28 protein-coding genes are annotated in these 26627 nt (G+C 42.9%); 16 read left to right on the forward strand and 12 right to left on the reverse strand.

Going from position 1 to position 26627, the window contains the following annotated elements:
- The 3 genes from H5202_RS03485 to H5202_RS03495 form a co-directional block, all read left to right on the forward strand.
- Positions 1-524: GGDEF domain-containing protein (locus tag H5202_RS03485; protein ID WP_182770821.1), on the forward strand; the 524-nt coding region annotated here is incomplete at its 5' end.
- 14 nt (positions 525-538) lie between these two features.
- The gene (gene hemB, locus H5202_RS03490) at positions 539-1549 is read left to right on the forward strand and encodes a porphobilinogen synthase (RefSeq protein ID WP_182770822.1); all 1011 of its coding nucleotides are present in this window, start codon (positions 539-541) and stop codon (positions 1547-1549) included.
- A 229-nt stretch (positions 1550-1778) separates the two neighbouring features.
- Positions 1779-2330, forward strand: a complete 552-nt coding sequence (locus H5202_RS03495) for a thioredoxin family protein (protein ID WP_182770846.1) — start codon at positions 1779-1781, stop codon at positions 2328-2330.
- Between the two features lie 100 nt (positions 2331-2430).
- Here the strand turns inward: H5202_RS03495 and H5202_RS03500 are convergent, their stop codons facing one another.
- Both H5202_RS03500 and rhlB read right to left on the reverse strand, forming a co-directional pair.
- The gene (locus tag H5202_RS03500; protein WP_182770823.1) at positions 2431-3372 is read right to left on the reverse strand and encodes a Ppx/GppA phosphatase family protein; all 942 of its coding nucleotides are present in this window, start codon (positions 3370-3372) and stop codon (positions 2431-2433) included.
- Positions 3373-3375: 3 nt separating this feature from the next.
- The gene (gene rhlB / locus H5202_RS03505) at positions 3376-4680 is read right to left on the reverse strand and encodes an ATP-dependent RNA helicase RhlB (RefSeq protein ID WP_182770824.1); all 1305 of its coding nucleotides are present in this window, start codon (positions 4678-4680) and stop codon (positions 3376-3378) included.
- A 153-nt stretch (positions 4681-4833) separates the two neighbouring features.
- Here rhlB and trxA point away from each other — a divergent pair, with 153 nt between their 5' ends.
- Positions 4834-5160, forward strand: a complete 327-nt coding sequence (trxA, locus tag H5202_RS03510; protein ID WP_011635949.1) for a thioredoxin TrxA — start codon at positions 4834-4836, stop codon at positions 5158-5160.
- A gap of 223 nt (positions 5161-5383) precedes the next feature.
- A complete protein-coding gene (rho, locus tag H5202_RS03515) occupies positions 5384-6646 on the forward strand; it encodes a transcription termination factor Rho (protein WP_124017248.1) in 1263 nt (420 codons plus the stop codon).
- 404 nt (positions 6647-7050) lie between these two features.
- Here the strand turns inward: rho and H5202_RS03520 are convergent, their stop codons facing one another.
- The 4 genes from H5202_RS03520 to H5202_RS03535 form a co-directional block, all read right to left on the reverse strand.
- Positions 7051-7776 (reverse strand): fumarate reductase iron-sulfur subunit, encoded by a 726-nt coding sequence (locus H5202_RS03520; RefSeq protein WP_182770825.1) that lies wholly within the window; start codon positions 7774-7776, stop codon positions 7051-7053.
- 1 nt (position 7777) lies between these two features.
- A complete protein-coding gene (locus tag H5202_RS03525) occupies positions 7778-9778 on the reverse strand; it encodes a fumarate reductase flavoprotein subunit (protein ID WP_182770826.1) in 2001 nt (666 codons plus the stop codon).
- A gap of 9 nt (positions 9779-9787) precedes the next feature.
- A complete protein-coding gene (locus H5202_RS03530; protein ID WP_182770827.1) occupies positions 9788-10531 on the reverse strand; it encodes a fumarate reductase cytochrome b subunit in 744 nt (247 codons plus the stop codon).
- A 234-nt stretch (positions 10532-10765) separates the two neighbouring features.
- The gene (locus H5202_RS03535; protein ID WP_182770828.1) at positions 10766-10918 is read right to left on the reverse strand and encodes a hypothetical protein; all 153 of its coding nucleotides are present in this window, start codon (positions 10916-10918) and stop codon (positions 10766-10768) included.
- A 166-nt stretch (positions 10919-11084) separates the two neighbouring features.
- On the opposite strand from H5202_RS03535, the gene prmA reads away from it, so the two are divergent.
- From prmA to H5202_RS03560, 5 genes are all read left to right on the forward strand, one after another.
- Positions 11085-11966, forward strand: coding sequence for a 50S ribosomal protein L11 methyltransferase (gene prmA / locus H5202_RS03540; RefSeq protein WP_182770829.1), 882 nt, complete (start codon positions 11085-11087; stop codon positions 11964-11966).
- Positions 11967-12262: 296 nt separating this feature from the next.
- Entirely contained in the window at positions 12263-13225 is a 963-nt protein-coding gene (gene dusB / locus H5202_RS03545) for a tRNA dihydrouridine synthase DusB (protein ID WP_011635943.1), read from the forward strand.
- A 23-nt stretch (positions 13226-13248) separates the two neighbouring features.
- Positions 13249-13554, forward strand: coding sequence for a DNA-binding transcriptional regulator Fis (fis, locus tag H5202_RS03550; protein ID WP_011635942.1), 306 nt, complete (start codon positions 13249-13251; stop codon positions 13552-13554).
- A gap of 665 nt (positions 13555-14219) precedes the next feature.
- Positions 14220-15275 carry a hypothetical protein gene (locus H5202_RS03555; protein ID WP_182770830.1) on the forward strand — a complete coding sequence of 352 codons (1056 nt, stop codon included), beginning with the start codon at positions 14220-14222 and terminating at the stop codon, positions 15273-15275.
- 81 nt (positions 15276-15356) lie between these two features.
- Positions 15357-16280, forward strand: a complete 924-nt coding sequence (locus tag H5202_RS03560; RefSeq protein WP_182770831.1) for a surface lipoprotein assembly modifier — start codon at positions 15357-15359, stop codon at positions 16278-16280.
- Here the strand turns inward: H5202_RS03560 and H5202_RS03565 are convergent.
- The gene (locus H5202_RS03565; protein WP_182770832.1) at positions 16263-17687 is read right to left on the reverse strand and encodes a S8 family serine peptidase; all 1425 of its coding nucleotides are present in this window, start codon (positions 17685-17687) and stop codon (positions 16263-16265) included. The genes H5202_RS03560 and H5202_RS03565 overlap by 18 nt on opposite strands.
- Positions 17688-17831: 144 nt before the next feature.
- Here H5202_RS03565 and H5202_RS03570 point away from each other — a divergent pair, with 144 nt between their 5' ends.
- The 6 genes from H5202_RS03570 to H5202_RS03595 all read left to right on the forward strand — a co-directional run bounded on the left by H5202_RS03570 (position 17832) and on the right by H5202_RS03595 (position 22087).
- Positions 17832-18320 (forward strand): RNA polymerase sigma factor, encoded by a 489-nt coding sequence (locus tag H5202_RS03570; protein ID WP_182770833.1) that lies wholly within the window; start codon positions 17832-17834, stop codon positions 18318-18320.
- Entirely contained in the window at positions 18317-19063 is a 747-nt protein-coding gene (locus H5202_RS03575; RefSeq protein WP_182770834.1) for an anti-sigma factor family protein, read from the forward strand. Before H5202_RS03570 ends, H5202_RS03575 begins: the two co-directional genes overlap by 4 nt.
- 34 nt (positions 19064-19097) lie before the next feature.
- Positions 19098-19421, forward strand: a complete 324-nt coding sequence (locus H5202_RS03580; RefSeq protein ID WP_182770835.1) for a CC0125/CC1285 family lipoprotein — start codon at positions 19098-19100, stop codon at positions 19419-19421.
- 49 nt (positions 19422-19470) lie between these two features.
- A complete protein-coding gene (locus H5202_RS03585) occupies positions 19471-20811 on the forward strand; it encodes a Kelch repeat-containing protein (RefSeq protein ID WP_259397174.1) in 1341 nt (446 codons plus the stop codon).
- Positions 20812-20926: 115 nt separating this feature from the next.
- On the forward strand, positions 20927-21439 hold the full coding sequence (locus H5202_RS03590; RefSeq protein WP_259397175.1) for a hemerythrin domain-containing protein: 513 nt from the start codon (positions 20927-20929) through the stop codon (positions 21437-21439).
- A gap of 132 nt (positions 21440-21571) precedes the next feature.
- Entirely contained in the window at positions 21572-22087 is a 516-nt protein-coding gene (locus H5202_RS03595) for an AlbA family DNA-binding domain-containing protein (protein ID WP_182770837.1), read from the forward strand.
- Here H5202_RS03595 and H5202_RS03600 read toward each other — a convergent pair.
- From H5202_RS03600 to lysA, 5 genes are all read right to left on the reverse strand, one after another.
- On the reverse strand, positions 22067-22780 hold the full coding sequence (locus H5202_RS03600) for an HAD-IA family hydrolase (protein ID WP_443019316.1): 714 nt from the start codon (positions 22778-22780) through the stop codon (positions 22067-22069). The two genes, H5202_RS03595 and H5202_RS03600, sit on opposite strands and share 21 nt — an antisense overlap.
- Before the next feature lie 23 nt (positions 22781-22803).
- Positions 22804-23706, reverse strand: a complete 903-nt coding sequence (gene xerC, locus H5202_RS03605; protein WP_182770839.1) for a tyrosine recombinase XerC — start codon at positions 23704-23706, stop codon at positions 22804-22806.
- Positions 23707-23776: 70 nt separating this feature from the next.
- A complete protein-coding gene (locus H5202_RS03610; RefSeq protein ID WP_182770848.1) occupies positions 23777-24406 on the reverse strand; it encodes a DUF484 family protein in 630 nt (209 codons plus the stop codon).
- Positions 24407-24513: 107 nt separating this feature from the next.
- Positions 24514-25341 carry a diaminopimelate epimerase gene (gene dapF / locus H5202_RS03615; RefSeq protein WP_182770840.1) on the reverse strand — a complete coding sequence of 276 codons (828 nt, stop codon included), beginning with the start codon at positions 25339-25341 and terminating at the stop codon, positions 24514-24516.
- A gap of 40 nt (positions 25342-25381) precedes the next feature.
- Entirely contained in the window at positions 25382-26626 is a 1245-nt protein-coding gene (gene lysA / locus H5202_RS03620) for a diaminopimelate decarboxylase (protein ID WP_182770841.1), read from the reverse strand.
- Position 26627: the final 1 nt, after the last annotated feature.

Consider the following 26627-nt stretch of genomic DNA (forward strand, 5'->3'; position numbering starts at 1 on the left):
CCGAACAAAATACCATCGACAGTCTTACCGGTGTAAAAAACCGAAGTGCTTTTGATCGCCGCTTAATTGCCGAAGGCAGGATTAGTCGTCGTCAGCAGACGTCTATGTCTTTGTTAATGATTGATATTGATAAATTTAAAAATATAAATGATCAACACGGTCACCTTACCGGCGACTACGCCATAAAAACGATTGCCAGTACACTATGTGAATACGTAAAACGTCCAACAGATCTCGTATCACGTTTTGGTGGTGAAGAATTTGCTATTATTTTACCTTGTACAGATATAGATGGTGCCATGTTGGTTGCGGAGCAAATTCGCCAAGCAATCAGTGAACTTACCATAGTGCATAATGGTCATACGATACCTGTAACAGTCAGTATCGGTGTCAGTGAAACGATTATCGACAGTGATGAGCATCCAATGCTATTACTAGAACAAGCAGATAAAGCCCTGTACCAAGCCAAACGCAGCGGCCGAAACAAAGTCTGCTATTACCCGCTCGAAACAGACGAGATCTAAACCAGGAGTCGAAATTGAATATTATTACCAGTGCCTTTCCACAGCGCAGAATGCGCCGCATGCGTAAACATGAATTTAGCCGTCGTTTAATGTCTGAAAATACGTTAACAGTTAACGATCTCATCTATCCGATGTTCGTGTTAGAAGGTTTTCAACGTTCAGAAAAAATTGCTTCAATGCCAGGCATTGAGCGTTTTTCGGTTGACCTATTATTAAAAGAAGCCGCAGAGCTTGTAGAACTAGGTATTCCGCTCATTGCATTATTCCCAGTTACACCTGCGGATAAAAAGAGTTTACTTGCGGAAGAGTCGTACAATCCAGATGGATTAGTACAACGTGCTGTACGTGAATTAAAGCAAGCATTTCCACAGCTTGGCATCATGACCGATGTAGCCTTAGATCCCTACACGACTCATGGTCAAGACGGTATTATCGATGATACTGGCTATATCTTAAATGACATCACAACAGAGATTTTAGTTAAACAAGCGTTATCGCATGCTGCTGCAGGTGCTGATATTGTCGCACCATCAGACATGATGGACGGTCGTATTGGAGCCATCCGCAAAGCCCTTGAAGAAAATGGCTTTGTGAATACTCAGATCATGGCATATTCCGCTAAGTATTCATCAAGTTATTATGGTCCTTTTCGGGACGCTGTCGGATCGGCTAGTAATTTAAAAGGTGGCAATAAACACAGCTACCAAATGGATCCAGCCAATAGCGATGAAGCATTACACGAAGTGGCACTGGATATCCAAGAAGGCGCCGACATGGTAATGGTTAAACCTGGAATGCCTTATTTAGACATAGTCCGCCGTGTCAAAACCGAATTAGCAGTGCCAACATTTGCTTATCAAGTCAGCGGTGAGTACGCCATGCACATGGCTGCAATTCAAAACGGTTGGTTAGCAGAAAAAGCCATTGTAATGGAATCATTACTTTGCTTTAAGCGCGCTGGTGCAGACGGTATTTTAACCTACTTTGCCAAACGCGCAGCTCAGTGGCTTAAAGAACAAAACTAATAAACCTGCTGTATTGAGTGGTTATTAAGCCAATCCATTAGGGTTGGCTTTTTTATTTTGGCACTGCGTACCACGTCGATTTCAATTCAATTGCGAATGGGGATAAGTCACATCCCCCCCCATTATCGTGATCAGCTCTACATCATAGCTCCTAGCCTCTTAACAGCCCGGTTTAAGCATGCTTGAATACATTTTGGAACAGTATTTTCTTCTTAAGCGAGACATTATCATGCACAATAACGTTAGAACATTATTGGCAACAACAGCACTCTTTTTCAGTACCCAAATGCTGCCTATGGCCGCATTTGCGAATTCAGGTTGTGCATTTGAAAAAGATCAACAAGGCTTTATGGCAACATGCAGCGAGGAGAAACAAGAAGTGATTTTAACTGGCGTAATCCAACCACAAACTCTAACAACCGAATTACCAGGCTATACTGAAGGGTTCACTAATTATCAAGTTGATGCGCAAGCAATCGATGTGCTCAAAGCCATTACAGAACCGACGCAAATAGTCGTGATTATTGGCACTTGGTGCCCAGACTGCCACCGCGAAACACCACACTTTATGCGAATTATTGAAGCGGCAGCCAATCCCAACATTGAGGTTGAATACATTGGTGTCGATCGAAGTAAACAGGACCCAGAAGGTTTAGCGGCAAAATATGCATTCAGCCGAATTCCAACGTTTATCGTTAAGCAGCAAGGCAAAGAGCTAGGCCGTATCGTTGAACGTCCTCAAGCCACATTGGAAGCCGATTTAGTTGAGATTTTAAAGTAGTTATGTAAAGTACATTTTAAAATACATAAAGTAATTACTTTATCGTCAAAAAAATAGGTCGCCATTGGCGACCTATTTTTTATTGCGCTTATGTCTGCGACTATGTCGATACTTTAGTCGCTATACGATCGGCTAATAGTTGTAATACGCCTTCGCGAAGTGCACCACCAGCAAGATGTAAGCGGTCAATAGATAAGCTTTCAAATAAGGCAATTAAAATCGCCACCCCGGCGGCAAAAGTTGGTGCTTGTTCAGCAGTTAGACCCGCTATGCCACTCAAACTTGCATCACTTTGTGACAAAATATCATCACGAAAGCCATTCAAAATCTCAAGAGTAATAATTTCAGAGCACTGTCGGTGTTGTAATACAGACACCACAGATTGCACTGCGCCAGATGCACCAAGTACACTCTGCCAATCAAGGGTTAATAGTTGCTCTCGATACTCAGCTAACATGATATCGACGTAATCAATGGCTTGGTCAAAGTCGAGACTTTGTAATGGATAATGGTTAAAAAACCGTTGATTAAACAACACGCAGCCCATAGGCAAGCTAGTTTTAAATAATACATCGTTACCGTCGCCAATAATAAACTCGGTACTGGCACCACCAATATCAATCACTAACCGGCGCCCCTCACCTTTAGTGGTGGCCACCATACCTTGATAAATAAGTTCAGCTTCGCGCAACCCCGAAATGACCTCGATTTGATGCTGCAATATTGGCATCGCTCGCTGGTGAAATTCATCGGCATTACGAATAACACGCAAAGTAGCTGTAGCAAATACAGCCACATTAGCACTATCAATATGGTGCTGCGCTAACATGTCGGCAAACATGGCTAAGCATTCTAAACCACGCTGCATGACATGTTCAGACAATATGCCGTCATCACCTATACCTTCGGCAAGACGAACTTTGCGTTTATATTTAGCGATAACAATCGGTTTATTACCAACTGAATTAGCCACTAACATATTGAAACTGTTAGAACCTAAAGTTATCGCCGCATACGGCTGAGATACAGTTAACAATGGCATTGACTATGGTCTACGAGTCCTATGACGTGGAGGACGCGAAGTATTTCCACCACTACGATGCGCACCTTTACTTCCACCATCACGAGTCCGAGATGTAGGAGGTTTACGATGAATACGCGCCGGAGGCGGAATATCATCTAATAGTGCATCTTTATCATAATTAGACACCGGAATTGAATGGTTAATATAGGTTTCAATTTCAGGTAAATTCAGTGCATATTCTTCACAAGCAAAACTGACTGAAATACCTTTCTGTCCCGCTCGACCAGTTCGGCCAATACGATGCACATAATCTTCACAATCATCAGGTAAATCATAGTTATATACGTGTGACACATCAGAGATATGTAACCCGCGAGCGGCTACATCTGTCGCCACTAAAACATCGATATCACCAGAGGTAAATTGCTCAAGAATGCGAATACGCTTCTTTTGCGGAACATCGCCGGTTAACAAACCTACACGATGACCATCACCTTCTAAATAAGACCACAACTTTTCACAGCTGTGTTTTGTGTTCGAAAACACAATCGCTTTATCTGGCCAATCTTCTTCGATTAGGCTCAGTAATAAACGCATCTTATCTTCCATCGACGGATAGAAAATTTCCTCTTTAATGTTTTTAGAGGTTTTTTCTAATGGCTCGATTTCAACTTTTTCAGGATCATTCATGTGATCGTATGCTAATTCCTGCACTTTCATTGAAAGTGTGGCAGAAAACAACATATTCAAGCGTGACTTAGCATCAGGCATTCTGCGGAATAAAAAGCGAATGTCTTTAATAAAGCCAAGATCAAACATACGGTCGGCTTCATCAAGTACAACGGCTTGAATGTGGCTTAGACTGATGACACCTTGACGCACATAATCAATAATACGTCCGGTGGTACCAATCAGAATATCAACGCCTTTGTCTAAAACAGCACGCTGAGTTTCATAGCTTTCGCCGCCGTAAACAATACCGACTTTTAATCCTGTGTGTGCCGCTAATAACTTGGCATCTTTAGCAATCTGAATTGCTAATTCGCGTGTTGGCGCCATAATAATAGCGCGGGGTTCGGTTGCTTTGCGACTCTCAGGTGCAGCAACATTGAGTAAGTGGTTAAACGTGGCCACTAAAAATGCCATAGTTTTACCGGTGCCGGTTTGGGCTTGTCCGGCAATATCTTTGGCATTAAGTAAAATAGGTAAAGATAACGCCTGTATTGGCGTGCAAAACTCAAAGCCGTTCTCGTTCAATGCCGCGAGTATTTCGGGCTTTAAAGGGAAGTCGGCGAATTTCTTGGTCGATAAATGTGTTTGGCTCATAGCACAAGCATACCTGTAGGGGTTGCAAAAAAAGATTCGATCGTTTGAAATAGCTACATTACTAAAACGGTCTCTTGAAAAGCTATTTAACTGACCCAATATACATGGTAAGCCATTAATAAACTAGCAATGGAACCAAATCTGGAGAACTACATGAGCGATAAAATTGTATACCTAAGCGATGACAGCTTTGAAAACGACGTATTAAAGTCTGAAACACCAGTATTAGTCGACTTCTGGGCTGAGTGGTGTGGTCCTTGTAAAATGATTGCGCCAATCCTAAACGACGTTGCTGAAGAGTACGCAGGCAAACTTACCGTCGCAAAACTAAACGTTGACCAAAATAACGTTTCACCAGCGAAATACGGCGTTCGCGGTATTCCAACCTTGTTAATGTTCAAAGGTGGCGAGCTAGTGGCAACCAAAGTTGGTGCATTATCAAAAACACAATTAAAAGAATTCATTGACGCTAAAATCTAAATAGAAATAGCCTAAAAATGTTAAACGGCACAAGTTTTAAACAATTTGTGCCGTATTTAGATTTTATTTACGCTAAATTTCTGGACGGCCAACACTTAAAGTGCTAATTTATTCATCAGATTTTTTCAATTAACCTCTTCTCGTTAAATCAATCATAAATTATCTTTTCAACCTTACTGATTGATTGCGGTAAGCTTCGTCGCGCAAAACAAGACTCCCATACATGAATTTAACAGAATTAAAAGACACGCCAATTTCGGATCTAGTTTCACTTGCTGAAAGCATGAATCTGGAAAATATGGCTCGTACCCGTAAACAAGATATCATCTTCTCAATTTTGAAAGCTCACGCTAAAAGCGGAGAAGACATCTTCGGTGGCGGTGTATTAGAAATCCTCCAAGACGGATTTGGATTTTTAAGAAGTTCAGATGGCTCATACCTTGCGGGTCCTGACGATATTTATGTTTCACCAAGCCAAATCCGTCGTTTTAATATGCGTACGGGTGACAGTATTTTTGGTAAAATCAGACCGCCAAAAGAAGGCGAAAGATATTTTGCATTGTTGAAAGTAAGTGAAGTCAACTTTGATAAACCAGAAAGCTCTCGCAACAAAATTTTGTTTGAAAACTTAACTCCACTTCATGCTGAAGAACGTCTTCGTATGGAACGTGGTAATGGTTCAACAGAAGATATCACCTCTCGTATCCTTGATCTTTGTTCTCCTATAGGCAAAGGCCAACGTGGTTTGATTGTAGCGCCGCCAAAAGCCGGTAAAACATTGTTACTACAGAGCATTGCTCAAAGTATTACTTATAACAACCCAGATGTGGTGTTAATGGTATTACTTATTGATGAACGTCCTGAAGAAGTAACTGAAATGCAACGCATGGTTAAAGGCGAAGTTATTGCTTCTACTTTTGATGAACCAGCCAGCCGCCACGTTCAAGTAGCCGAAATGGTTATCGAGAAAGCAAAACGTTTAGTTGAGCATAAAAAAGACGTAGTGATTTTGTTAGATTCTATTACTCGTTTAGCCCGTGCTTATAACACCGTTATCCCTTCATCGGGTAAAGTGTTAACCGGTGGTGTTGATGCTAACGCACTGCATCGTCCAAAGCGTTTCTTTGGTGCTGCACGTAACATTGAACACGGTGGCAGCTTAACCATTATCGCCACAGCCTTGGTTGATACAGGCTCGAAAATGGACGAAGTCATTTACGAAGAATTTAAAGGTACTGGTAACCAAGAGTTACACCTTTCTCGTAAAGCCGCTGAAAAACGCGTATTCCCAGCGATTGATTTCAACCGTTCAGGTACTCGTCGTGAAGAAAAACTAACGACGCCAGAAGAACTTCAGAAAATGTGGATTTTACGTAAAATCTTACATCCAATGGATGAAGTTTCAGCAATGGAATTCTTAATCGATAAATTGGCTATGACCAAAACTAACGAAGAATTTTTCACTGCAATGAAACGCGCTAAGTAATTCATTACCTAAACGCAAAGCAATCGCAAAAATGCCGCTAATTTAGCGGCATTTTTTATGTCTAAATAACGATACGCTATGACTAAGATTTAGAACAGACTAGGTCCTGCTAGTTCGCTTCGCGGCGATAAATGCAGTAGCATCTTGCCTTTGCCGCTTGCTATCGCTTGTTATCATTCACTGCTTGTTACCACTCTGCCCGTCTTTAAAGCTTTAGCTCGTATAGCCTCTAGCAGCGCTCTAGCATCTAGTTTTTCCGCTGTTATCATTCGCAGCTTGTTACCGCTCAGCCCGTCTTTAAAGCCTTAGCTCCTACAATCTCTAGCAGTGAAGCGCTCTAGCATGTAGTTTTCCGCTTCTATCGTCTGTTATCGCTTTACCATTCGTTATCGCTGTTCTCCCCCCTAAACTGATGCCATTTTCCGGCGTAAATAGGCAATTTGCTGCATATGCGGTAAATCTTTCGGGCAAGTATCTTGGCAGCCGAGTAACGTCATGCAACCAAACACGCCATCTTGATTACCTATCACATGGTAAAAATCATCTGCACTGCGAGTATCACGACTGTCTAGTTCAAAACGGGCTATTTTCATCATACCCACGGCACCAACAAAAGTTTCACGCATTTGCTTAGTCGCACAGGCAGAAACACATACACCACATTCTACGCACCGCTCTAACTCATAAAGTTTAGTGGCTTCCTCTGGTGACATCGGTGTTTCGATACGATGAATATCATTATCCGCACCATCAGGATGTAACCACAGCGCTAAACGCTCAGCTAATTCGCGCATAAATTTGCCGGTATTTACCGATAGATCACCAATCAACTCAAAGCCAGGTAATGGCATAAGCTTAATATGTCCATCAGGATAATTGGCCGTTAACGTTTTGCACGCTAAGGTAGGTTTACCATTGATAACCATGGCACAACTGCCGCAAATACCAGCACGGCAAACAAAATCAAATTGCAACGAAGGGTCATGAATTTCACGCAATAGATTCAAGGCAATAAACACCGTCATTCCAGGTGTTTCGGTAAGGCTATAGTTGACCATTTTCGGTTTATCACCACGCTCTTGTGGGTCATAACGAAAAATAGAAAAGGTTAACATACGTGCTTGGCTCATATTACTTTACTCCAGTCACAGCGATGGTGTTCGCTAAGACATCGGTTAGTCGCTGGTTAAGAGGTTTATACTCTTCGGGTAACTCAAAAGGCATTAATGCCGCTTGCTTGGTGAACCTGTCGGCATCGTCACCGAGTTCCGCCAGAATAGCTTCAATCTGTTGCTGACGTTTTAGCGTATCAGCATGGACAATCGTATTATTAACGCCATAACCACGATACCCAGGCGGTAACTCCATTTGCATCACGTCCAGCGCTTCATAGCTCAGTTGTGGACGTAAGCTATCAACATCTGGCCAGACTGATAATGTGCGGTTTAACCAGTCTTTATCATTGCGTTGTGGATAATCTTCACGAGAATGTGCGCCACGACTTTCGGTGCGGGCATAAGCTCCGCATGCTACCGTCAGTGCAACCTTAAGCATCTTTTTAACTCTTAATGCTTCAACTAATTCAGGATTAGCGTGACGTTTTTTACACTTTAAGCCGATATTTTTTGAGCGTTCAAGTAATTCAGTTAACTGATTAACAGCCAATTCAAGCTCTGGGCCATTACGAAAAATCCCCACATAATCCATCATGATTTTTTGCATCGCGGCTTTAAGTTTAAATGGATCTTCAGTGCCTTCGCCCTCAATTAACTGATCAACTTCAGCTTGTAACTGCTGGCCAAACTGCGCAATTAAATCAGTATCAATAACCAAGCTATTTTGTTCGCCAAAATCGGCAACATACTTGCCGATAATCATTCCGCCAACAACTGTTTCTGCCAAGGAGTTGCCACCGAGCCTATTAAAGCCGTGCATGTCCCAGCAAGCTGCTTCTCCAACACTAAACAATCCTGATAATTGCGGACTCTCTCCGTTAGGTTTAGTCCGAATGCCACCCATAGAATAATGCTGAGTTGGCCGAACTGGGATCCACTCTTTTACTGGATCGATGCCAAGAAAGTTCTCACAAATTTCTTTCACTTCACGCAGATTGGTCTCGATGTGCTTTTGACCTAATAAGGTAATGTCTAACCATAAATGCGGCCCATAAGGACTATTGACCCCCTTACCTTTGCGGATATGCTCGGTCATTCTACGAGATACCACATCGCGAGAAGCTAGCTCTTTTTTATCTGGCTCATAATCAGGCATAAAACGGTAACCGTCTTTATCGCGCAGTACTCCACCGTCTCCTCGACAGCCTTCGGTAGTTAAAATACCCACAGGAACAATAGCCGTTGGATGAAACTGTACCGCTTCCATATTGCCCAGCGTCGCGACGCCAGTCTCTAACGCCAACGCTTGGCCGATGCCTTCGCAAATAATGGCATTGGTCGACACAGCATAAATCCGCCCATAGCCGCCAGTGGCAATGGTGGTGGATTTAGCGATATAAGCACGTAACTCACCGCTAATTAAACAACGAGCAATAACCCCATGACAGCGATTGCCATCGTGGATAAGCGTTAATGCTTCCATCCGCTCATGCACAGGAATACCTAACGAAATCGCTTTATTATCGACGGCGTACAACAAAGAATGGCCGGTACCGTCTGCGGTATAACAGGTGCGCCATTTTTGGGTGCCACCAAAGTCACGCGCATTAATTAAGCCGTGAGCTGCTTCGGCCTCGGTAATGGTGACTTTTTCCGCATTAACAATTACTTGCCTGTCGCCTTTAGTCACTCGTGTCCAGGGTACGCCCCACAGAGCCAACTCTCTTACCGCTTTAGGTGCACAATGAGCAAACATTCTAGCCACAGTTTGATCGCAGCCCCAATCAGAACCTTTTACGGTATCTTGAAAATGTATGTCTTCGTCGTCATCGGTACCTTTAATGGTATTAGCTAAACTGGCTTGCATGCCACCTTGGGCAGCAACAGAGTGCGATCGCTTCGCGGGAACAAGCGATAACACCAAGGTATCGAGACCGCGCTCTTTTGAGGCTATCGCGACTCTTAACCCAGCCAGTCCGGCGCCAACTACCAAAGTGTCGGTATAAATAATTTTCATGTTAATTCCTTACAACGTCGACACATATGGCACTACAGGTAACGCCAAAGAGCGGCCAATAAAAATATAAGTCAGCAAACTCGCCACTCCTAACACCATTAAATACGCTAACAACACCTTAGCAAATTTGAGCATGGCAAAGCGTTGCTCAACCAAGCCCCATTTCACCACGACGCGATATAAACCAAAAACGCCATGCACTGCAACGACCGGTAATAGCAGGATATATAAAGCCCAAGCATTAAGGTGGTACACCCGTTCAGCAGAAAGATGTGGGCCTATTTCTGGATTGGTTATCATGGTGAATAAGTGTGTTGGTACGAGGAAAAACAACAAAAAACCGGTGATCATTTGCCAAAACCAGATTTTGGTATCTTCATGAGGTAAAAAACGCATTTGATTTCGTAAAGCTCGCCATTGTCCTATTTGAGTCGGAAAACGACGTAATGCAAATACCGCATGGATCAGCACAACCAATAACATAAAGCAGGAAAATATTTGTGTCACTAAAGGATAGCCATGGCCAGTTTCACTGAATATACCGCCTTCAAGAAACTGCGCCACTTGATAGAAGGCTTCTTTTCCAAACAAAATACTCGACTCAAAATGCAAATGCATCACCAGAAAAAGTCCCAGTAATACACCAGAAAGACTTTGTAGTTTATCCGCACGAGCAGCCCAAAGAGGGTGAGAAAAACCTTTATCGGTATTTACCGCACTGTCGGCTTTCTTTGGCAAAGATTTCGCAGCCATAAATCATCATATCCTGTCAGGTACAATAGCAAGTGTTGACCATATCAAGAGTTTTTGAATAGCGGCAATGAACAATGATCAAACCGTGATAATGTTCACCTATTAATAAGCGGGAGTTAGAAGCGGGTCACACAAACTAGAAAATAAAAACTCAAATAATACTGATAGTTAACTAAATATCGAAACCAGAATTCGGCAGGTAAAACAATAAAACGCTTTATCTTAAATGTGTTGTTACATTAATAATTGCTGGCAATATTGACGTAACTTATCGCGTAATAACAACATAACCGGAGTGACATTCTCGCGGCCAGGACAGATCAAGTTTAACGCAACGGATTCACCAACATACTCGGTAAGTATCGACACTAATTTACCTGTTTTCAAATCATCAGCAATATCCTGCGCGATTTTTACTATAAATGCAGCCGTAAAGGGTCCATTTTCGCCGAGCGAATTACCAATAAACTCTCTCCTAAACGAGCATCTTAAAATAACTTGGGTATAATAAGCGCCAATTTGATATTACTTTTACCACAGTTAGGAAAATCCCATGGCTTGGATCCAATTACGCATTCACACTCATCGCGATAACGCCGACTTGCTTGGCGACTTATTAATGGATCAAGGTTCACTTTCCATCACTTTTGAAGATGGCAAAGACGAACCTATTTTTGAACCCAAGTTAGGTGAAACGCCGCTGTGGCAAGATACCGTAATGATTGCATTATTTGATGCAGGCACTGACTTAGCACCCACTATCGAATTTTTAGAATCTATGCCATTTTTAGGTAAAGGTTTTACTCATAAAATTGAACAAGTCGAAGATAAAGACTGGATCCGCGAATGGATGGACAGCTTCCACCCGATCCAATTTGGTTCTCGCTTATGGATTTGCCCTAGCTGGCGTGAAATCCCAGATCCTACCGCGGTTAACGTCATTCTCGATCCAGGTTTAGCATTTGGTACCGGTACTCACCCTACCACCGCCTTATGTTTGGAGTGGTTAGACAGTCTTGATTTATCAAACCAAGAAGTCATCGATTTTGGTTGTGGTTCTGGCATTTTGGCCATTGCCGCCATCAAACTTGGAGCCAAAAAAGTGACTGGTGTTGATATTGATTATCAGGCTATTGAAGCTTCGAAAGCCAATGCTGAACGTAACGACGTAGTAGACCAATTGGCACTCTATTTACCAGAAGACCAACCAGCCAACTTACAAGCAGACGTATTAGTCGCCAATATTCTTGCTGGTCCATTAAAAGAACTAGCGCCGTTGATAGCTGAAAAAGTGAAAGTGGGTGGCAAACTCGCGCTATCAGGTTTATTACAAGAGCAAGCACAAGAAGTATCCGACTTCTACAGCCAATGGTTCATCATGGATCCAGTAAGCAACAAAGAAGACTGGAGTCGCTTATCAGGAATACGTAAGTAGTCTGCTTACAAGCCTAAAACGCACTCAATTATGACTATATAATGAGCTAATTGAGTGCGTAAATTCCCGTTTACAGGTTGTTAACATCAATAATTGACACTTGTATATAGCAAAAAGCCTCTCTGCAACACGCACCAGTGCTCAAAAATAGCCGAAAAATGTCATTTATTAGTCAAAGATGTGACGGCTAATAAAAGTCAAGCAAAAAAGTTGCATTTAGGTCATTTATTGACCTTTTCACGGCCGTAAAAAAGGGCTACTATAGCGCCCCTTTGGAGAGCAAGGTGAAGTCCGAAATGCAAATTGGCCCGTATCAACTGTCTAATCAGCTGATTGTGGCACCAATGGCAGGTGTCACCGATCAGGCCTTCCGAAATCTCTGTTTACGCTATGGCGCAGCTTTAGCCGTATCAGAAATGCTTTCATCGAATCCCGACGTTTGGGACAGCGACAAAAGCCGCCAGCGCATGATGCATTCTGGTGAAGAAGGTATACGCTCCGTACAAATAGCAGGTGCAGATCCTGATTTAATGGCTAATGCCGCTAAGTTCAACGTTGAACAAGGTGCGCATATCATTGATATCAATATGGGTTGCCCAGCAAAGAAAGTGAATAAAAAATTTGCTGGTTCTGCGTTAATGCAAAGCCCCAGCCTAGTAAAAGAGATTTTACAAGCCGTGGTTGCTGCAGTAGATGTGCCAGTAACGTTAAAGATACGTACAGGTTGGGAGCCTGAACATCGTAATGGTGTTGAAATAGCCCAAATTGCTGAAGATTGTGGCATCGTTTCGCTCGCCGTTCACGGCCGAACCAGACAATGCATGTACAAAGGCTTTGCCGAGTACGACACCATTAAAGCAATTAAACAAAATGTCTCAATTCCTGTTGTCGCCAATGGGGACATCGACACACCGGAGAAAGCCAAGTTTGTACTTGACTACACTGGTGCCGATGCCCTGATGATAGGAAGAGGTGCACAAGGACGGCCATGGATTTTTAAAGAAATCCTACATTATCTTGAAACAGGTAAAAAGTTAGCGCCAATTAAGGCAGAAGAGCAACGCAGTGTGATGCTTGAACACCTTAAGAAACTTTATGACTTATATGGCGAATACAAAGGTGTCCGATTTGCTAGAAAGCATGTCGGGTGGTACCTAAACCATGAGGAACAGCGCCAATTTCGTGCTGACTTCAATCGGCTTGAAACCGCTGCCCAGCAACATTCCCTCGTAGAATGTTATTTTGATGAATTAGTTTAGAATTTAATAAAGAGCAGAATAGAATGTTTGATCAGACAACTAACACAGAAGTTCACCAGCTTACCGTAGGCAAAATCGAAACAGCAAACGGCACTATCAAGCCGCAGTTATTACGTGACGCAGTTAAACGTGCCGTAACTAACTTCTTCTCTCAGTTAGACGGTCAGGAAGCTTCTGAAGTATATGAAATGGTATTGTGCGAAGTTGAAGCACCTTTACTAGACATCATCATGCAACACACTCGTGGCAACCAAACGCGCGCTGCTAATATGTTAGGTATCAACCGTGGTACTTTACGTAAGAAATTAAAGAAATATGGCATGAACTAAGACTTAACGTCTAAGTGATTGTAATGAAACGGGCTTATCAGCAATGATAAGCCCGTTTTGCTTATATGTTCCCTCATGTGTTCCCCGAGTCAATTTCTTCGGAGTGCGTAAATGAAAGCTCATATTCCTGAACCATCAGAAATCAACACCATCCAGAATGGCCTAATTAGTTTTCAATTAATCATTATAAATGTATGGCAGATCAAACCCGTTGACGGGTTTATTCATGAATTTGAACTAAGGCTCCCCCCTAAAATAACTCAAATTTTGAAGCGATTGGGAGCGACTTCTCATTTAAATTCGTCGTGATATTATTATTCATAACACTGTTTAATGCAGTTTTAAGTAAAAAGTGTCTACTCATTAGGGGAAGATCAGAATACTAGTACTTAAAGTATTGTTAATGTTGTTATCAACATTAACCCAAAGATCTCTTCATTCATGTCGATAAAATCAAGTTTGATAAACATGATATCTCTACATGTCTATTGAATCGACATATAACCCAAATTAAGATTTTAACAAATAGATATTAAATACAGCCACTTAAACTAATAATAAATATTTAATTAAACTATTTTCAATTATTTTTAAAAATAAATGGAATAGAACCTGTTGTTGTCTCGTTATCACAGTGTCAATAACGACATTATAAGGGAACTACAATGAAAACATTATTTAAACCAACTCTAATCGCTCTAGCTTGTTTTTCAACAATGGCAATGAGTGCAGAGATGTCTGTATCGACACTGGTTTCAGCTCAAGCAGATGTGCAGTTAAACCAAAATCAGTCTCAGCAAACCAATACCAATGCTCAAGTGCAAAGCAATACTGAAACAAACGATGCGAGATCAGATCAAACTGCCGCAAACGATTCAGAAGCGACAGAGACAACAGAAGCAAATGACGCGCCATCAATGTCGTCAAGTTCATCGATAGGCAGTCAACTGGCCATCGCTATGCCAACAAATGAAGCACTCAATGCAGTCAGCTCATCTGTTGATGCATCTTTAGTAACTGCCGATTCGACTGCAATGCTTGCTGCTGATCAATTAAACGTTGTGACGACGGATAGTGTTGCACTGCTCAATGAGACCGCCGCAACTGCCGATTCGACTGCAATGCTTGCTGCTGATCAATTAAACGTTGTGGCGACGGATAGTGTTGCACTACTCAATGAGACCGCCGCAACTGCCGATTCGGCTGCAATGCTTGCTGCTGATCAATTAAACGTTGTGACGACGGATAGTGTTGCACTGCTCAATAAGACCGCAGTAACAGCAGATGTCGCATCAGCACAAGCAATGACAACTGGCTCTACTACATTATCAGCCGTGTCAGATACAACGGCTGAAATCACGGCTAACTCACTAAGCAGCTCAAGCGCCTCAGCCAACACAGCCGAACTAGCAACAAGTAACACTATTAATAGCACTGTTAATAGCACTGTAGATAACTTGGCAAATAGCACAACAGTGCAAACTCAAGCTAACATGAATGCTGATATGCTTATGGCCACCAGCGCTGCGGTATCAGATGCTGCATCATCAACCGTCAATACAACAGCATTAACGGCAGTTCAACAACAGCTTCAAGCGAGCGCCAGTGAACTTGTTCAACAAAATGCCCGTGAGCAAGTCACACAAGCCGTTAGCCAAACTGTTAGCGCCGAAGTCAATAACACGATTCAAAATACTATTCGTTTAACCAGCGGTTTATAACACAGCCCGAACTCCCCTCGTGAATGTAATATGCCGGCAGCTGTGCCGGCTTATCTTAGACGTATAAAACAAGGAGCCAAGATGATGGCTTTATCTCAACGTTATGCCGCAATATCAACCGCAATAGCTTTATCCGCGGGTTTTAGTTCTGTTTCTTACGCCGATACCGCTGATGCTTGGTCGTTTAGTGGTAAAGCTAAAGCGGGTATGGAGTATCAGTCTAACGTCAATATCAGTGAGCTTGAACAAGCCAGTGGCGAGTCTGACACCGCGGTGGTACTTGATGCACAAGTTGATTTAGGTTGGCAAGTCAGCGACAACTTTCGTGTCGATAGTGGTTACAGTATTAATGACAAACAGTATAAAACGGCCAGCGACTATGACTCTCGCCTACAGTTAGCTTTTGTTGATGCCAGTTATGCAATGTCGTCAACTACGGTGGGTGCAAACATTTATCATGCACAGGCAGACCTTGATAGCAGTGACTTTTTAACCTTAAACCAAGTTAGCGTGTACACCATGCATACCCTAACCGACAGCTGGTTTATGCGTCCTAGTTTGATGCGCGCAGACAAGCAGTTTACTCAATTGGCAGAACGTGATGCCGACAGTTATACCGCCAGTCTCGATTCTTTTTGGTTTTTTAACCAAGGACAGCGATTTTTATCTGTAGGGGCTACCTATGAAGATGAAGACACCCAAAGTCCAATATTTAGTTATAGCGCGATAGGAATTAAAGCCCGTATTTCTAATCAATTTTCATTGTGGCAGGTGCAAAACAAAATACAGTTTGGCGCCAAAGTTAGCCAACGAGACTATAAAACACAAACTGACGGATCAAGTCGTGATGATGTACATCAACAATATGACGCTAAATGGGAAATAAACATCAGCCAACATTGGGCAGTGTTAACATCGGTAGAATACGGTGATTTCCAATCGACAGTCGACAGTGCTGACTACGATGAAACCCGTGCAGGATTAATGCTACAGGCCAGCTTTTAATGGCCTTGTAAGTAAACCATAACCGTACTGACTGTCTTTCCCTGGCGTGCCTAAATCCAATGCTTGTTGCTGTAAGGTTTGTAACACTTGTGCCAGCGTTAATGTTGGCGATGCCGCTAATATGCACGCCACTTTCGCACTGACCACAGGGGTAGCCATAGACGTGCCACTTTCAGGTCCGATGCTGCCATCAGCTCGAGCCGTAAGTACTTTTACTCCAGGTGCAGCAAAATCCACATATTCACCTTGATTAGCCCAACGGTATAACTGTAGGGCATTATCTACTGCTGTCACTGCAATAACCCCATCGTACGCAGCTGGATATAAAGGTGCTGCCGCTGGGCCGCCATTTCCTGCTGCTGCCACTAAAATAATGTCCTTAGCCACTAAGCGATTAACAACCTCGTTTAACACCGGATTATCTGGTCCGGTAAGACTCATATTTATAACTCGATTTTTCCGTTCAACCAACCAATTAAGCGCCTGTAAAATACTCTCCAGTGTTGCCCCTTGTTGATATTCGTTTTGCGCATAAAATGCTCCCGCACTGTAAAGCGTTAACGAGGGCAGCAATGGACTTAACTCGGCACCTTCACCCGCAAGCACCCCCGCCACGGCAGTACCATGGCTGTATGATGTTGGGATGGCCTCAGGTAAAAAGTCTTGCTGAATTAATGTAAAACGATTAATGGTGGTCGGCCATGCATCATGCTTAGGGGTAATGGCAGTATCTACCATGCCTAATGAAATCGGCAACTGGCACATTGCCGTAGCATTAACCTCCGCAGAATCTGTTGTAAAAATGTGCGCCCCCTCCTGTTGAGGCGACTCAGTTTGTGGCTGATAAATGAAGTTTCGACTTAAATAGGGTGCCAGTAATTCAGGTAACTGTTGTCGTAACATCACCCAGTTATCAATCGATTCTGGCACCTGAATATTAATCAACTGCAAACCTAAACTGTCTAGGTTTTTACGGTTTTGTACATACTGACTTAACGTTGGTACCGCACTTACCAATTGCTGCCATTGCGCTGGTGTTAACAGCAGTAACCACTCTCGCTCAATGGCACGCTGCCCCATTTCAACCTGCACATCATTCCACAACAATTGGCCTTTAGTATTTAGCACTGGTAGTACGGAAGGTAACTGCAAAAGCGGGTCTACTAATTTGGCTTTAATAGCTAAAGTCCGCTGTAACTGTTGTTCAATCAATCGCTGCTGTTTAAGTTGCTGCATGCGCTCAGCATTTCGATTAATGGTGCGGTCTAGGTTATCGATTACGGTGTTAGGTAAATTAGTGATCGGCAACAATTGTGCGTTGGCTTCTAAGGGAGCCAGTGTCAACAAAGGAGTCAAACCAAGTGTTAACCCCAACAATGTGAGTTTACATTTTTTCATCGTTCTCATAGATTTACCTAGCTTGGCGTATAGTGTGTAAGATAAAAACGTCTGACAACAATAAAAATTCCCTCGCAGCCGGAATAAATAGACTCACTGGCCCGTTATCAATGGTAAAGCCGACATTAAGGCGAAAGGAGTATAACCTAAAACATGAAAGCAGAATTAACCACATTACTACCTGCGTTAAGGCGTTTTGCCTACTCATTAACAGGCAGCATGCCAGATGCAGATGACTTAGTGCAAAACACTTTATTACGCATACTTAAATCACCACCACCAGAAGGTGTTCTGTTAGCCAAGTGGGCCTTTAAAATTTGTCGCAACCAATGGATTGATGATTATCGGTCGCAAAAAGTACGCACACTGGCAACAGCTAAACCTGAACTACAAGCAGAAAATTTTAGTGACGGTGAAGCTGATATGATTAATGACATTACCTTAGGTGAAGTGAATACCGCAATGAACAGCCTATCAAGTGATCAACGTGAAGTATTATCATTAATTGCACTGCAAGGACTGAGTTACAGCGAAGCGGCAGATATACTCGAAATTCCGACCGGCACTATTATGAGCCGTCTCGCCAGGGCGCGGGCCAACATGGTGAGCTTTTTTAAACACCCTAACGGGAGCATGGCATGAGTGTAAGCGATGAAACCTTATCGGCTTTTTTAGATGCTGAATTACCTGAACTTGAAATGGAACGCGTTAGGCAAGCTATTGTCGATGACGAAGCAATTGCAGACCGCTTAGCAGAGCTAGCAATGGTTGACCCAATGGTACAAACATTTTATCAAACCATTGACCAACAGCCTGTTCCTGAATCCATTAGTGCATTACTTAACGCACCAGATCTATCGCTTGAAGCCGCTAGTGCAACTGAGAGTAACGTTGTTGCCTTTCCTTGGTGGCGTAAAGCACAACAGCAAGTACAACAATATGCCGCTGCGGTCGCAGTTATTGTACTCATTGCTGGCTATGGAGTGTATCAATTCGAGACACCTGCACAAAACGGCACTACGACCGCAGGCATAGACACCATCATTACTGAACAACTTACGCATTTACCTAGCGGCGTTAATGCGCAGTTAGATAATGAAAGCATCATGTCTATTCAACTGAGTTTTTACAATCAGCAAGGGGATTTTTGTCGTCAATATGGTTTGCAAGACACAAGCGTCCGCAGTGAAAACATTGCTTGTCTGCAGCAAGGTCAATGGCAACAAATTGCGAATGTTAAATATACCAATAGCTACGATACCCAAGCACAATATCAAACGGCAAGCGGCGGTTCTGCACTTGATGATGTATTGGATAATTTGATGGTTGGCGCCCCTCTAACCATGACGCAAGAACAACAAGCACTTAATGAGCTAGCACATTAAGCTGCTCGATATTATTACGTAAAAGGTTATGTACATGTATAAATCAGCCATCATTATCACGGCCTTACTCGTTATGCTAATGAGCGGTTGTGCCAGCACAACCGCGACTGGCAAATATGTCCAAGCAGATGGTTATCGCTATATTGAGCATAAAATCACTGACAATTATTTTCTGCTCAATATCACCAGCAAAGATAAAACTCATATCGATGCCTATGGATTGAAGCAAGCGTCGATATTGACCGATCAACAAGGTTACGATTGGTTTATTATTGTCGAACAAAGTGAATTAAAAACGGCTCACCCCCGCGTTGAAAAGGTCATTGAAATACGCATGGGAAAAGGAGTAAAACCCTAACTCGGTTTACACTATCGCCATAAAATCAAACAAACAAAGGACTTAGCATATGCCTCGTTTAATCGAGTTTATCTGTTCGCGCATACGTCTCTCGGTTAAGCGTTTAGTATTCAGTGGACGTAAAACCACAATGATTCCCCTGCTATTTACTGCTGTAATCCGTAAGGTGATTAACAAGATAATTAACAAGAAAATCAACCAGGTAATCAGCCCGGTAATCAGCATATTATTGGTACTCTTTTTCGGCGCGGTACCCGCTTATGCAGTAACCGACATCGCACCTTTACCCCAGCCCGTAAGCAACAACGCCGTCGCGCTAGTGCAAAGCAATCAACACACTTACTTACTCAGTTTTACGGGACTGGGCAAAGGTAAAGACTATCAAGACGTACATAATAAGGCTTGGGCAATCAACTTAAGCTCGCCTAATGCTCAATGGCAAGCCATTAACCCAGTCCCGCATGTTGCGTCTTTAGCTGGTAGGCTGGCATCGATTGCTATTGGTATTAACGATAAAGCTTATGTCTTTGGCGGTTACACCGTGGCTGAAAATCACGACGAGATCAGCACCATTGATAATTACCAATATTCTATTAATAACAACCAATATACTCGTATTGCAGACATGCCAGTAGCCGTTGACGACACGACTGCAGCTTCGTACCAACAGCGATACATTTATTTATTTGGTGGCTGGCACAACGACGGCAACATTAACTTAGTCCAAGTCTATGACACCCAAACCAACACTTGGGCCCAAGCAAGCCCAATGCCTGCACCGGCTGTATTTGGTCAAGCGGTGGGTATGGTGGGTAATAAGTTAGTGTTGTGCGATGGCGTAACAGTACAAGCCAATATCAATGCGCGCCGCAGTTACCAAGCATCACACGTTTGTTTGTATGGTGAAATAAATCCTGATAATCATTTACGTATTGATTGGCAATTACTGCCGCATTACTCTGTCGCTGCTAACATCGAAGCAAGTCAATCTCAAACAACTGAATCAAGCGCCAACCAGTCAATAGTAAACTCTGTTGAATCAAACACTGTAACCACGGCTACGGCACATTACCGCATGGCCGCTACCGGGATTAAAACGGCAACCGGCGGCCAAATTGTATTTTTAGGCGGTAGCGATAATCCATACAACTATTCAGGCATTGGCTATAACGGTCACCCTAGCGAGCCAAGCTCGTATGGTTATCGATTCGATTTGGCCACTAAGCAATGGTTAACACCATTTGAACTGCCGCAACCAAGTATGGATCACCGTGCTCTTGTGTGTTGGCAAAACCATTTACTTCGCGTGGGCGGCATGCTTGGGCATCAGCAAGTGAGTCAACAAGTGCTCACAACCCCACTCAGTACAGGTCAGTCGTGTACCCAATAAGATATAAATTCATGGGTAAGATGTGAGCCAGCTAGCAGAACATCTACGAGCAAATTGAGCTAACATAAAGATGCACATAATATACATGTAAATTATGTGCATCTTTGGAATGACCATGTCAACGCCGCAAACAACTGAACAATTATCGCAATTATCACTGGTTGATTTAATCGATCATATTGAAGCTACTCATCATGCGTATATCCGTGAAACGGCACCATTATTGATTGAATACACTGAAAAAATGGTTCGGGCTCATGGTGATGATCATGACGAGGTCAAACCATTAGCACAATGTGTACGCGAGTTAATTGATGAGTTAACCCCGCATTTAATGAAAGAAGAACAGATTCTCTTTCCTGCGATTAAATCGCTTAGCTTAGGCCAGCCTACAAATGGTTGTTTTGGTCACATTGGCAACCCTATTAATATGATGCTGCATGAGCATGATAACGCTGGGGATATGCTAAAAATGATCCGCAATTTAACTAATGACTACACTATTCCGGCAGGCGTTTGCCAAACATGGCAAGCATGCTACCGCACCTTGGCTGAATTTGATGCCGACTTGCAAACCCATATAGAGATTGAAAACACTTTATTATTTCCACAAACATTAGCGCTCTAACATATTTACATTCCCCATTTTGAAGCAACTTCGATCTCATCCCTGCGGATTTGCTTCCTTTTTTTTGCGAAACTTCATACAGTGACATAATCTGTTTTACATACTGATTGATAACGTCAATATGGAGATTTCATGTCACCTCATCATTACCCTACATTTGCTCTAGACGACATTGCAAACTTACATGAATCTGTCCAAGTTGAATTTAAGTTAGCAGGTGGAAGAGACGGCAATGGAACGTTGCCCGAAGGTATGTGGGAAAGCTACAGCGCTTTTGCCAACACCTTAGGCGGGGAAATTATTTTAGGGGTAAAAGAGCAGCAAGGTGACTTTACGATTGAGGGAATTATTAATCCGATGCCGATGCTCAGTGAAATTTGGGCAATTTTACATGACCCCAAAAAAATCAGTCACAATATTTTAGCCCCTACAGACGTGCAAATTATCGAAATTATGGCTAAAAAGCTGATTCGTATCCATGTGCCCTGCGTGGATGTAAAACTCAGACCTATCTATGTCGGTACCGATCCTTACAGTGGCACCTACTTTCGAGTTGGCGATGCTGACATGCACGCAAGTCGTGAACAAGTTGAACAAATGAGCCTTAAAGCGGGGATAAACCTGACGTTAAAGCAACCTAAGCAGTAAATCTAACTGATTAATCTCAACATGCGGTAACACAGTTTGCGCTTTTTTATGCCTTTGCTGCATACAAGGATTAAGCCACACACTCTGACACCCCGCCATTTTCGCACCCGCAACGTCAGATCCCGGATGATCGCCTATATGCAGTAGTTGTGAAGGCTTAATATCCAGTTGCCGGCAAGCAAGCGTAAACATATCACCATGAGGCTTCATTCGAACCCCATAACCGGGATGCAACACAAACTGCATCACGTCATTTAAGCCAATACGTTGAGCATCTACATTGCCATTAGTTATGCCAACAATAGGGTAATGTTGGCCCAATTGAGTTAGTACTTGCAACACTTCAGGTGCAACCGAAAAATTGCTGCGATGATGATGAAAACATGCCATGCCGAGTTGGGCACCCTTGCTAGCTTCAATTTCTGAATAACCAAAGTGTAATAACCCTTGGTGTAACATGGCATAACGCGCAGCACTGGTATCGTGGGCCAATTCTGGTCGTAAGGTAAATAAATGATGTTTTAGCTGTTGCCATTGCGCGCCATCCCAAACAGATGCAGCAGGATAAGTGCGATTGATCAGCTCAAATAGCTGCTCGCTGGCATGCACAACATAAGGAAGGTTATTGTACAGCGTGTCATCTAAATCGAAACTAATAGCTTTAAAGGGTTGTAGGCGTTGATATTGAGTAATGGAAGCGGTTGGCTGTTTATATGTCATTCTTTCCCCCTATCTTTTTTCGCTCTTGGGTGCGCTCCGTCATACACTTTAGCAAGATGTTGAAAGTCTAAACTGGTGTAGATTTGAGTAGTCGATAAATTGGCATGACCGAGTAACTCTTGCACAGCGCGTAAATCTTGGCTTGATTCAAGCATATGGGTTGCAAACGAATGACGCAACTTATGTGGATGAACTTTTACGGCCATGGCCTGTTCTTGTCCCCACTTAGCCATGCGCGCTTGAATACTGCGATGAGACAACCGTTTACCTTGGCTGCTAACAAATAGTGCATCACCAGCTTCTGTACAAGGTAGCTGGTCGCGACATGCTAACCACGCTTTTATTGCGGTTAAGGCAACTTGACCAATTGGCACAACACGTTGTTTACTGCCCTTACCCATCACTTTAACTTCGCTTTGATCAAACTTAATATCAACGCAATCTAAACTGGCTAACTCGGCTAAACGTAAGCCACTTGAATAAAATAATTCCATAATGGCTTTATCACGCAAGCTCAAAGGATCATCACCCTCTATGGACAACAAATGGCTGACAGCATCCACATCCATATTTTTCGGCAAGGGTTTATTTTGTTTTGGTGCGCTTAAGGTCTGTGCAGGATTTACCGTCACAGCACCTTCTCGCAGCAAAAAATCAAAAAATTGTTTTAAGGCAGACAAGCACAAAGATAACGATCGCGGACTTAGCCCTTTGCGGTGTAATGTTGCCAGTATTGATTGTAGCTGATCACGCGTCACCTCAATAAGGTGAGTTGACTCAGCTAACATGTCTTCGACACGACGTAACTCAAACAGGTAGTTGCGTACGGTATAGGCAGAGAGCTGTCTTTCTGAAGACAAATGTTGGCTAAATGTCGCTTGCCAGTCTGTTGGCGTCATCAAGATGCTCCTGCTACAAAAACGATAGGACTAAACTGGGTATCCTAAACAATATCCTTAGTGTTAACGATTACATTTTCGGCAACATGTGATCTAATAAACGACGCAATTGGCTAAATAACAATGAATCCATATCGGGATGAAAATGAGCGGGGTCTTTACTGGCAATTGCAAATATCACTTGGCCATTTTCATCAGATAATTTAGTGAGTGCTACAGAGCCCACTTCGCTACCAAACAAACGCTTAGACTCTGATTGGGTTAATCGACCAAAATAATAGCCACTTTGTACTCGATGACGCCAAATCTTAACTAATTCACTGTCGATGTCGTGTACAGTAATCAATCTGACATGACTAAAGCCAAATTCGTTTTTTAAACCCTCTGACAATACCAAACGCAGCTCACCCAAATCTTGGCTAGCAAGCATTTTAAACGACAATTCAGTATTAAATTTAAATATTCTCTCATTATGAGTGGCGATATTCATTAGCGAGGTAATTTCTTCTTCAAGCTGGTTAACACGTTGACGTAACAGCTCTTGTCGACGTTCAACTAATGATACCGCGCCACGTTCCGCATGCGGTACACGCATAGCCACTAATAACTCAGGATAACGATTAAAAAAGTCAGGATTATCCAATAAATATTCGCGGATCAACATTTCATCAAACGGCGCTTGTTGTAGGCTCGCCATCATGTCGATACCAAGATCTTGTCCAATTGAATTAATATCTTTTGCTTGCTCACTACTCACCGTATTGTCAGCGGCCTCATTCGTCAAACTGGTTTTTGAGGTAATGTCACTCATAGTTGTATTTGTCCGTCATATACATGCTCTGCCGGTCCGGTCATCCATAGCGGTTTACCCTCGCCTTCCCAATTGATGATTAAGCTGCCACCAGGTAAATCGACTCTTACTTGCTTGTCTAGCTTGTTTTGTAATTGACCAACCGCTGCCGCGGCACATGCACCCGTTCCGCATGCTAAGGTTTCTGCCGCGCCGCGCTCATACACGCGTAACTTAATGTGCCCAGGATTGATCACTTGCATAAAGCCAACATTCACGCCTTTAGGAAAGCGCTCATGACGAGTCAAGCTACTGCCAATTTCGTCTACGTTAACGGCTTGCACGTCTTCAACGTCAAGTACACAATGTGGATTACCCATTGAAATGGCACCGCATAAATACGTTTGAGTCGGCGTTTGCAATAAATAGGTTTTTTCGCTTTTTTTGGCTTTAAAGGGTATTTGGCTTGGTTCGATAACGGGTACGCCCATGTTAACAGTCACGTTACCATCACGTTCAATTCGTAAGGTTATTTTACCCGAGTTAGTACTCACTTGAATTTTATTCTTTTGGGTTAAACCTTTATTACGAACAAAACGAGCAAAGCATCGTGCACCATTGCCACATTGCTCAACTTCACTGCCATCGGCATTAAAAATACGATAATGGAAATCTAAATCGGGATCATAAGGCGGCTCGACCAACAGTAGTTGATCAAAACCAATCCCCAAATTTCGATCGGCAAGACGGCGGATTTGTTCTGGCGAAAAAAACACATTTTGTGTTACGCCATCAACGACCATAAAGTCATTACCCAGTCCGTGCATCTTAGTGAAATGGATCACAAAAGTTTCCTTATAAAACGTTATGCCGATAGCTTATTGCCTATGGCAATAAATGTTCGCCTTGCCAAAGCTGTTCTAGCGTTTCACGCTGGCGAACAACAAAATCATTACCACCATCAACCATAATTTCAGCCACTCTTGGGCGAGAATTATAATTTGAGGCCATCGCAAAACCATAAGCGCCACTTGAACGAACGGCTAATAAATCACCCGCTTTTACCGCTAACTGTCTGTCTTTACCCAAAAAGTCACCGGTTTCGCATACTGGGCCTACAATATCATAAGCAAAGGTTGGCGCATCATTTTGTTGTACAGGAATAATATTTTGCCATGCGCTATAAAGTGATGGCCGGATAAGATCATTCATTGCGCCATCAACAATCGCAAAACGCTTATTGCTGTTTTCTTTCAAATAAAGCACTTGAGTGACAAAAATACCCGCATTGGCTGCAATGGCCCGACCTGGTTCAAAAATTAACTTCAATTTGCGGCCATTTAAGCGATCAAGTAATGCGGCAGCATAAACGTCTGGATGTGGTGGAGTTTCATTGTTATATGTCACCCCTAAGCCGCCACCCACATCAAAATGCTCAATCTGAATGCCTAACTCGCCTAAACGATCGATCAATGCAAGCATACGGTCCATAGCATCTAAGAATGGCTTTATTTCGGTGAGCTGTGAACCAATATGGCAATCCACACCTTTAACATGTAAATGGGTTAATTCTGCTGCACGGGCAAAAACCACTTCGGCTTCTTCCATGGCAATGCCAAATTTATTTTCTTTAAGACCAGTCGAAATATATGGATGGGTACCCGCATCAACATCAGGATTAATCCGCAGTGAAACAGGTGCCACTTTATCTAAGCGCCTCGCGACGTCATTAAGTTGTTCAAGTTCTGCACTCGACTCGACATTAAAACAGTAAATGCCAATATTCAGGGCTTGTTCCATTTCAGCAACGGTTTTGCCCACACCAGAGAAAACCACTTTTTTAGGATCGCCGCCAGCTTGCAGCACACGCGAGAGTTCACCGCCAGAAACAATATCAAAACCACTGCCTAAACGAGCTAATACATTTAATACCGCAAGGTTTGAATTTGCCTTCACTGCATAACAAATAAGATGAGGATGATCAGCTACGGCATTATTAAAAGCATGCCAATGGCGCTCTAATGTGGCACGAGAATAAATGTACAGCGGCGTGCCGTGAGTGTTAGCCAGTTTTGCTACATCGCAGTCTTCTGCGAATAGTGAATCATTTTGATATGAAAAGTAATCCAAA

The organism is Shewanella sp. SG41-4, assembly GCF_014164505.1.
In the GTDB taxonomy this organism is placed as follows: domain Bacteria; phylum Pseudomonadota; class Gammaproteobacteria; order Enterobacterales; family Shewanellaceae; genus Shewanella.

What these genes read in the sequence shown, in the direction of transcription:
- dusB (WP_011635943.1), top strand. Translation starts at nt 12,263, where the DNA reads ATGCAAATTGGCCCGTATCAACTGTCTAATCAGCTGATTGTGGCACCA.
- H5202_RS03530 (WP_182770827.1), bottom strand. Translation starts at nt 10,531, where the DNA reads ATGGCTGCGAAATCTTTGCCAAAGAAAGCCGACAGTGCGGTAAATACC.
- H5202_RS03495 (WP_182770846.1), top strand. Translation starts at nt 1,779, where the DNA reads ATGCACAATAACGTTAGAACATTATTGGCAACAACAGCACTCTTTTTC.
- H5202_RS03585 (WP_259397174.1), top strand. Translation starts at nt 19,471, where the DNA reads ATGCCTCGTTTAATCGAGTTTATCTGTTCGCGCATACGTCTCTCGGTT.
- H5202_RS03570 (WP_182770833.1), top strand. Translation starts at nt 17,832, where the DNA reads ATGAAAGCAGAATTAACCACATTACTACCTGCGTTAAGGCGTTTTGCC.
- trxA (WP_011635949.1), top strand. Translation starts at nt 4,834, where the DNA reads ATGAGCGATAAAATTGTATACCTAAGCGATGACAGCTTTGAAAACGAC.
- H5202_RS03575 (WP_182770834.1), top strand. Translation starts at nt 18,317, where the DNA reads ATGAGTGTAAGCGATGAAACCTTATCGGCTTTTTTAGATGCTGAATTA.
- H5202_RS03520 (WP_182770825.1), bottom strand. Translation starts at nt 7,776, where the DNA reads ATGAGCCAAGCACGTATGTTAACCTTTTCTATTTTTCGTTATGACCCA.
- H5202_RS03525 (WP_182770826.1), bottom strand. Translation starts at nt 9,778, where the DNA reads ATGAAAATTATTTATACCGACACTTTGGTAGTTGGCGCCGGACTGGCT.
- xerC (WP_182770839.1), bottom strand. Translation starts at nt 23,706, where the DNA reads ATGACGCCAACAGACTGGCAAGCGACATTTAGCCAACATTTGTCTTCA.
- H5202_RS03560 (WP_182770831.1), top strand. Translation starts at nt 15,357, where the DNA reads ATGATGGCTTTATCTCAACGTTATGCCGCAATATCAACCGCAATAGCT.
- fis (WP_011635942.1), top strand. Translation starts at nt 13,249, where the DNA reads ATGTTTGATCAGACAACTAACACAGAAGTTCACCAGCTTACCGTAGGC.
- prmA (WP_182770829.1), top strand. Translation starts at nt 11,085, where the DNA reads ATGGCTTGGATCCAATTACGCATTCACACTCATCGCGATAACGCCGAC.
- H5202_RS03555 (WP_182770830.1), top strand. Translation starts at nt 14,220, where the DNA reads ATGAAAACATTATTTAAACCAACTCTAATCGCTCTAGCTTGTTTTTCA.
- H5202_RS03580 (WP_182770835.1), top strand. Translation starts at nt 19,098, where the DNA reads ATGTATAAATCAGCCATCATTATCACGGCCTTACTCGTTATGCTAATG.
- H5202_RS03500 (WP_182770823.1), bottom strand. Translation starts at nt 3,372, where the DNA reads ATGCCATTGTTAACTGTATCTCAGCCGTATGCGGCGATAACTTTAGGT.
- rho (WP_124017248.1), top strand. Translation starts at nt 5,384, where the DNA reads ATGAATTTAACAGAATTAAAAGACACGCCAATTTCGGATCTAGTTTCA.
- H5202_RS03595 (WP_182770837.1), top strand. Translation starts at nt 21,572, where the DNA reads ATGTCACCTCATCATTACCCTACATTTGCTCTAGACGACATTGCAAAC.
- H5202_RS03590 (WP_259397175.1), top strand. Translation starts at nt 20,927, where the DNA reads ATGTCAACGCCGCAAACAACTGAACAATTATCGCAATTATCACTGGTT.
- H5202_RS03610 (WP_182770848.1), bottom strand. Translation starts at nt 24,406, where the DNA reads ATGATGGCGAGCCTACAACAAGCGCCGTTTGATGAAATGTTGATCCGC.
- rhlB (WP_182770824.1), bottom strand. Translation starts at nt 4,680, where the DNA reads ATGAGCCAAACACATTTATCGACCAAGAAATTCGCCGACTTCCCTTTA.
- H5202_RS03565 (WP_182770832.1), bottom strand. Translation starts at nt 17,687, where the DNA reads ATGAGAACGATGAAAAAATGTAAACTCACATTGTTGGGGTTAACACTT.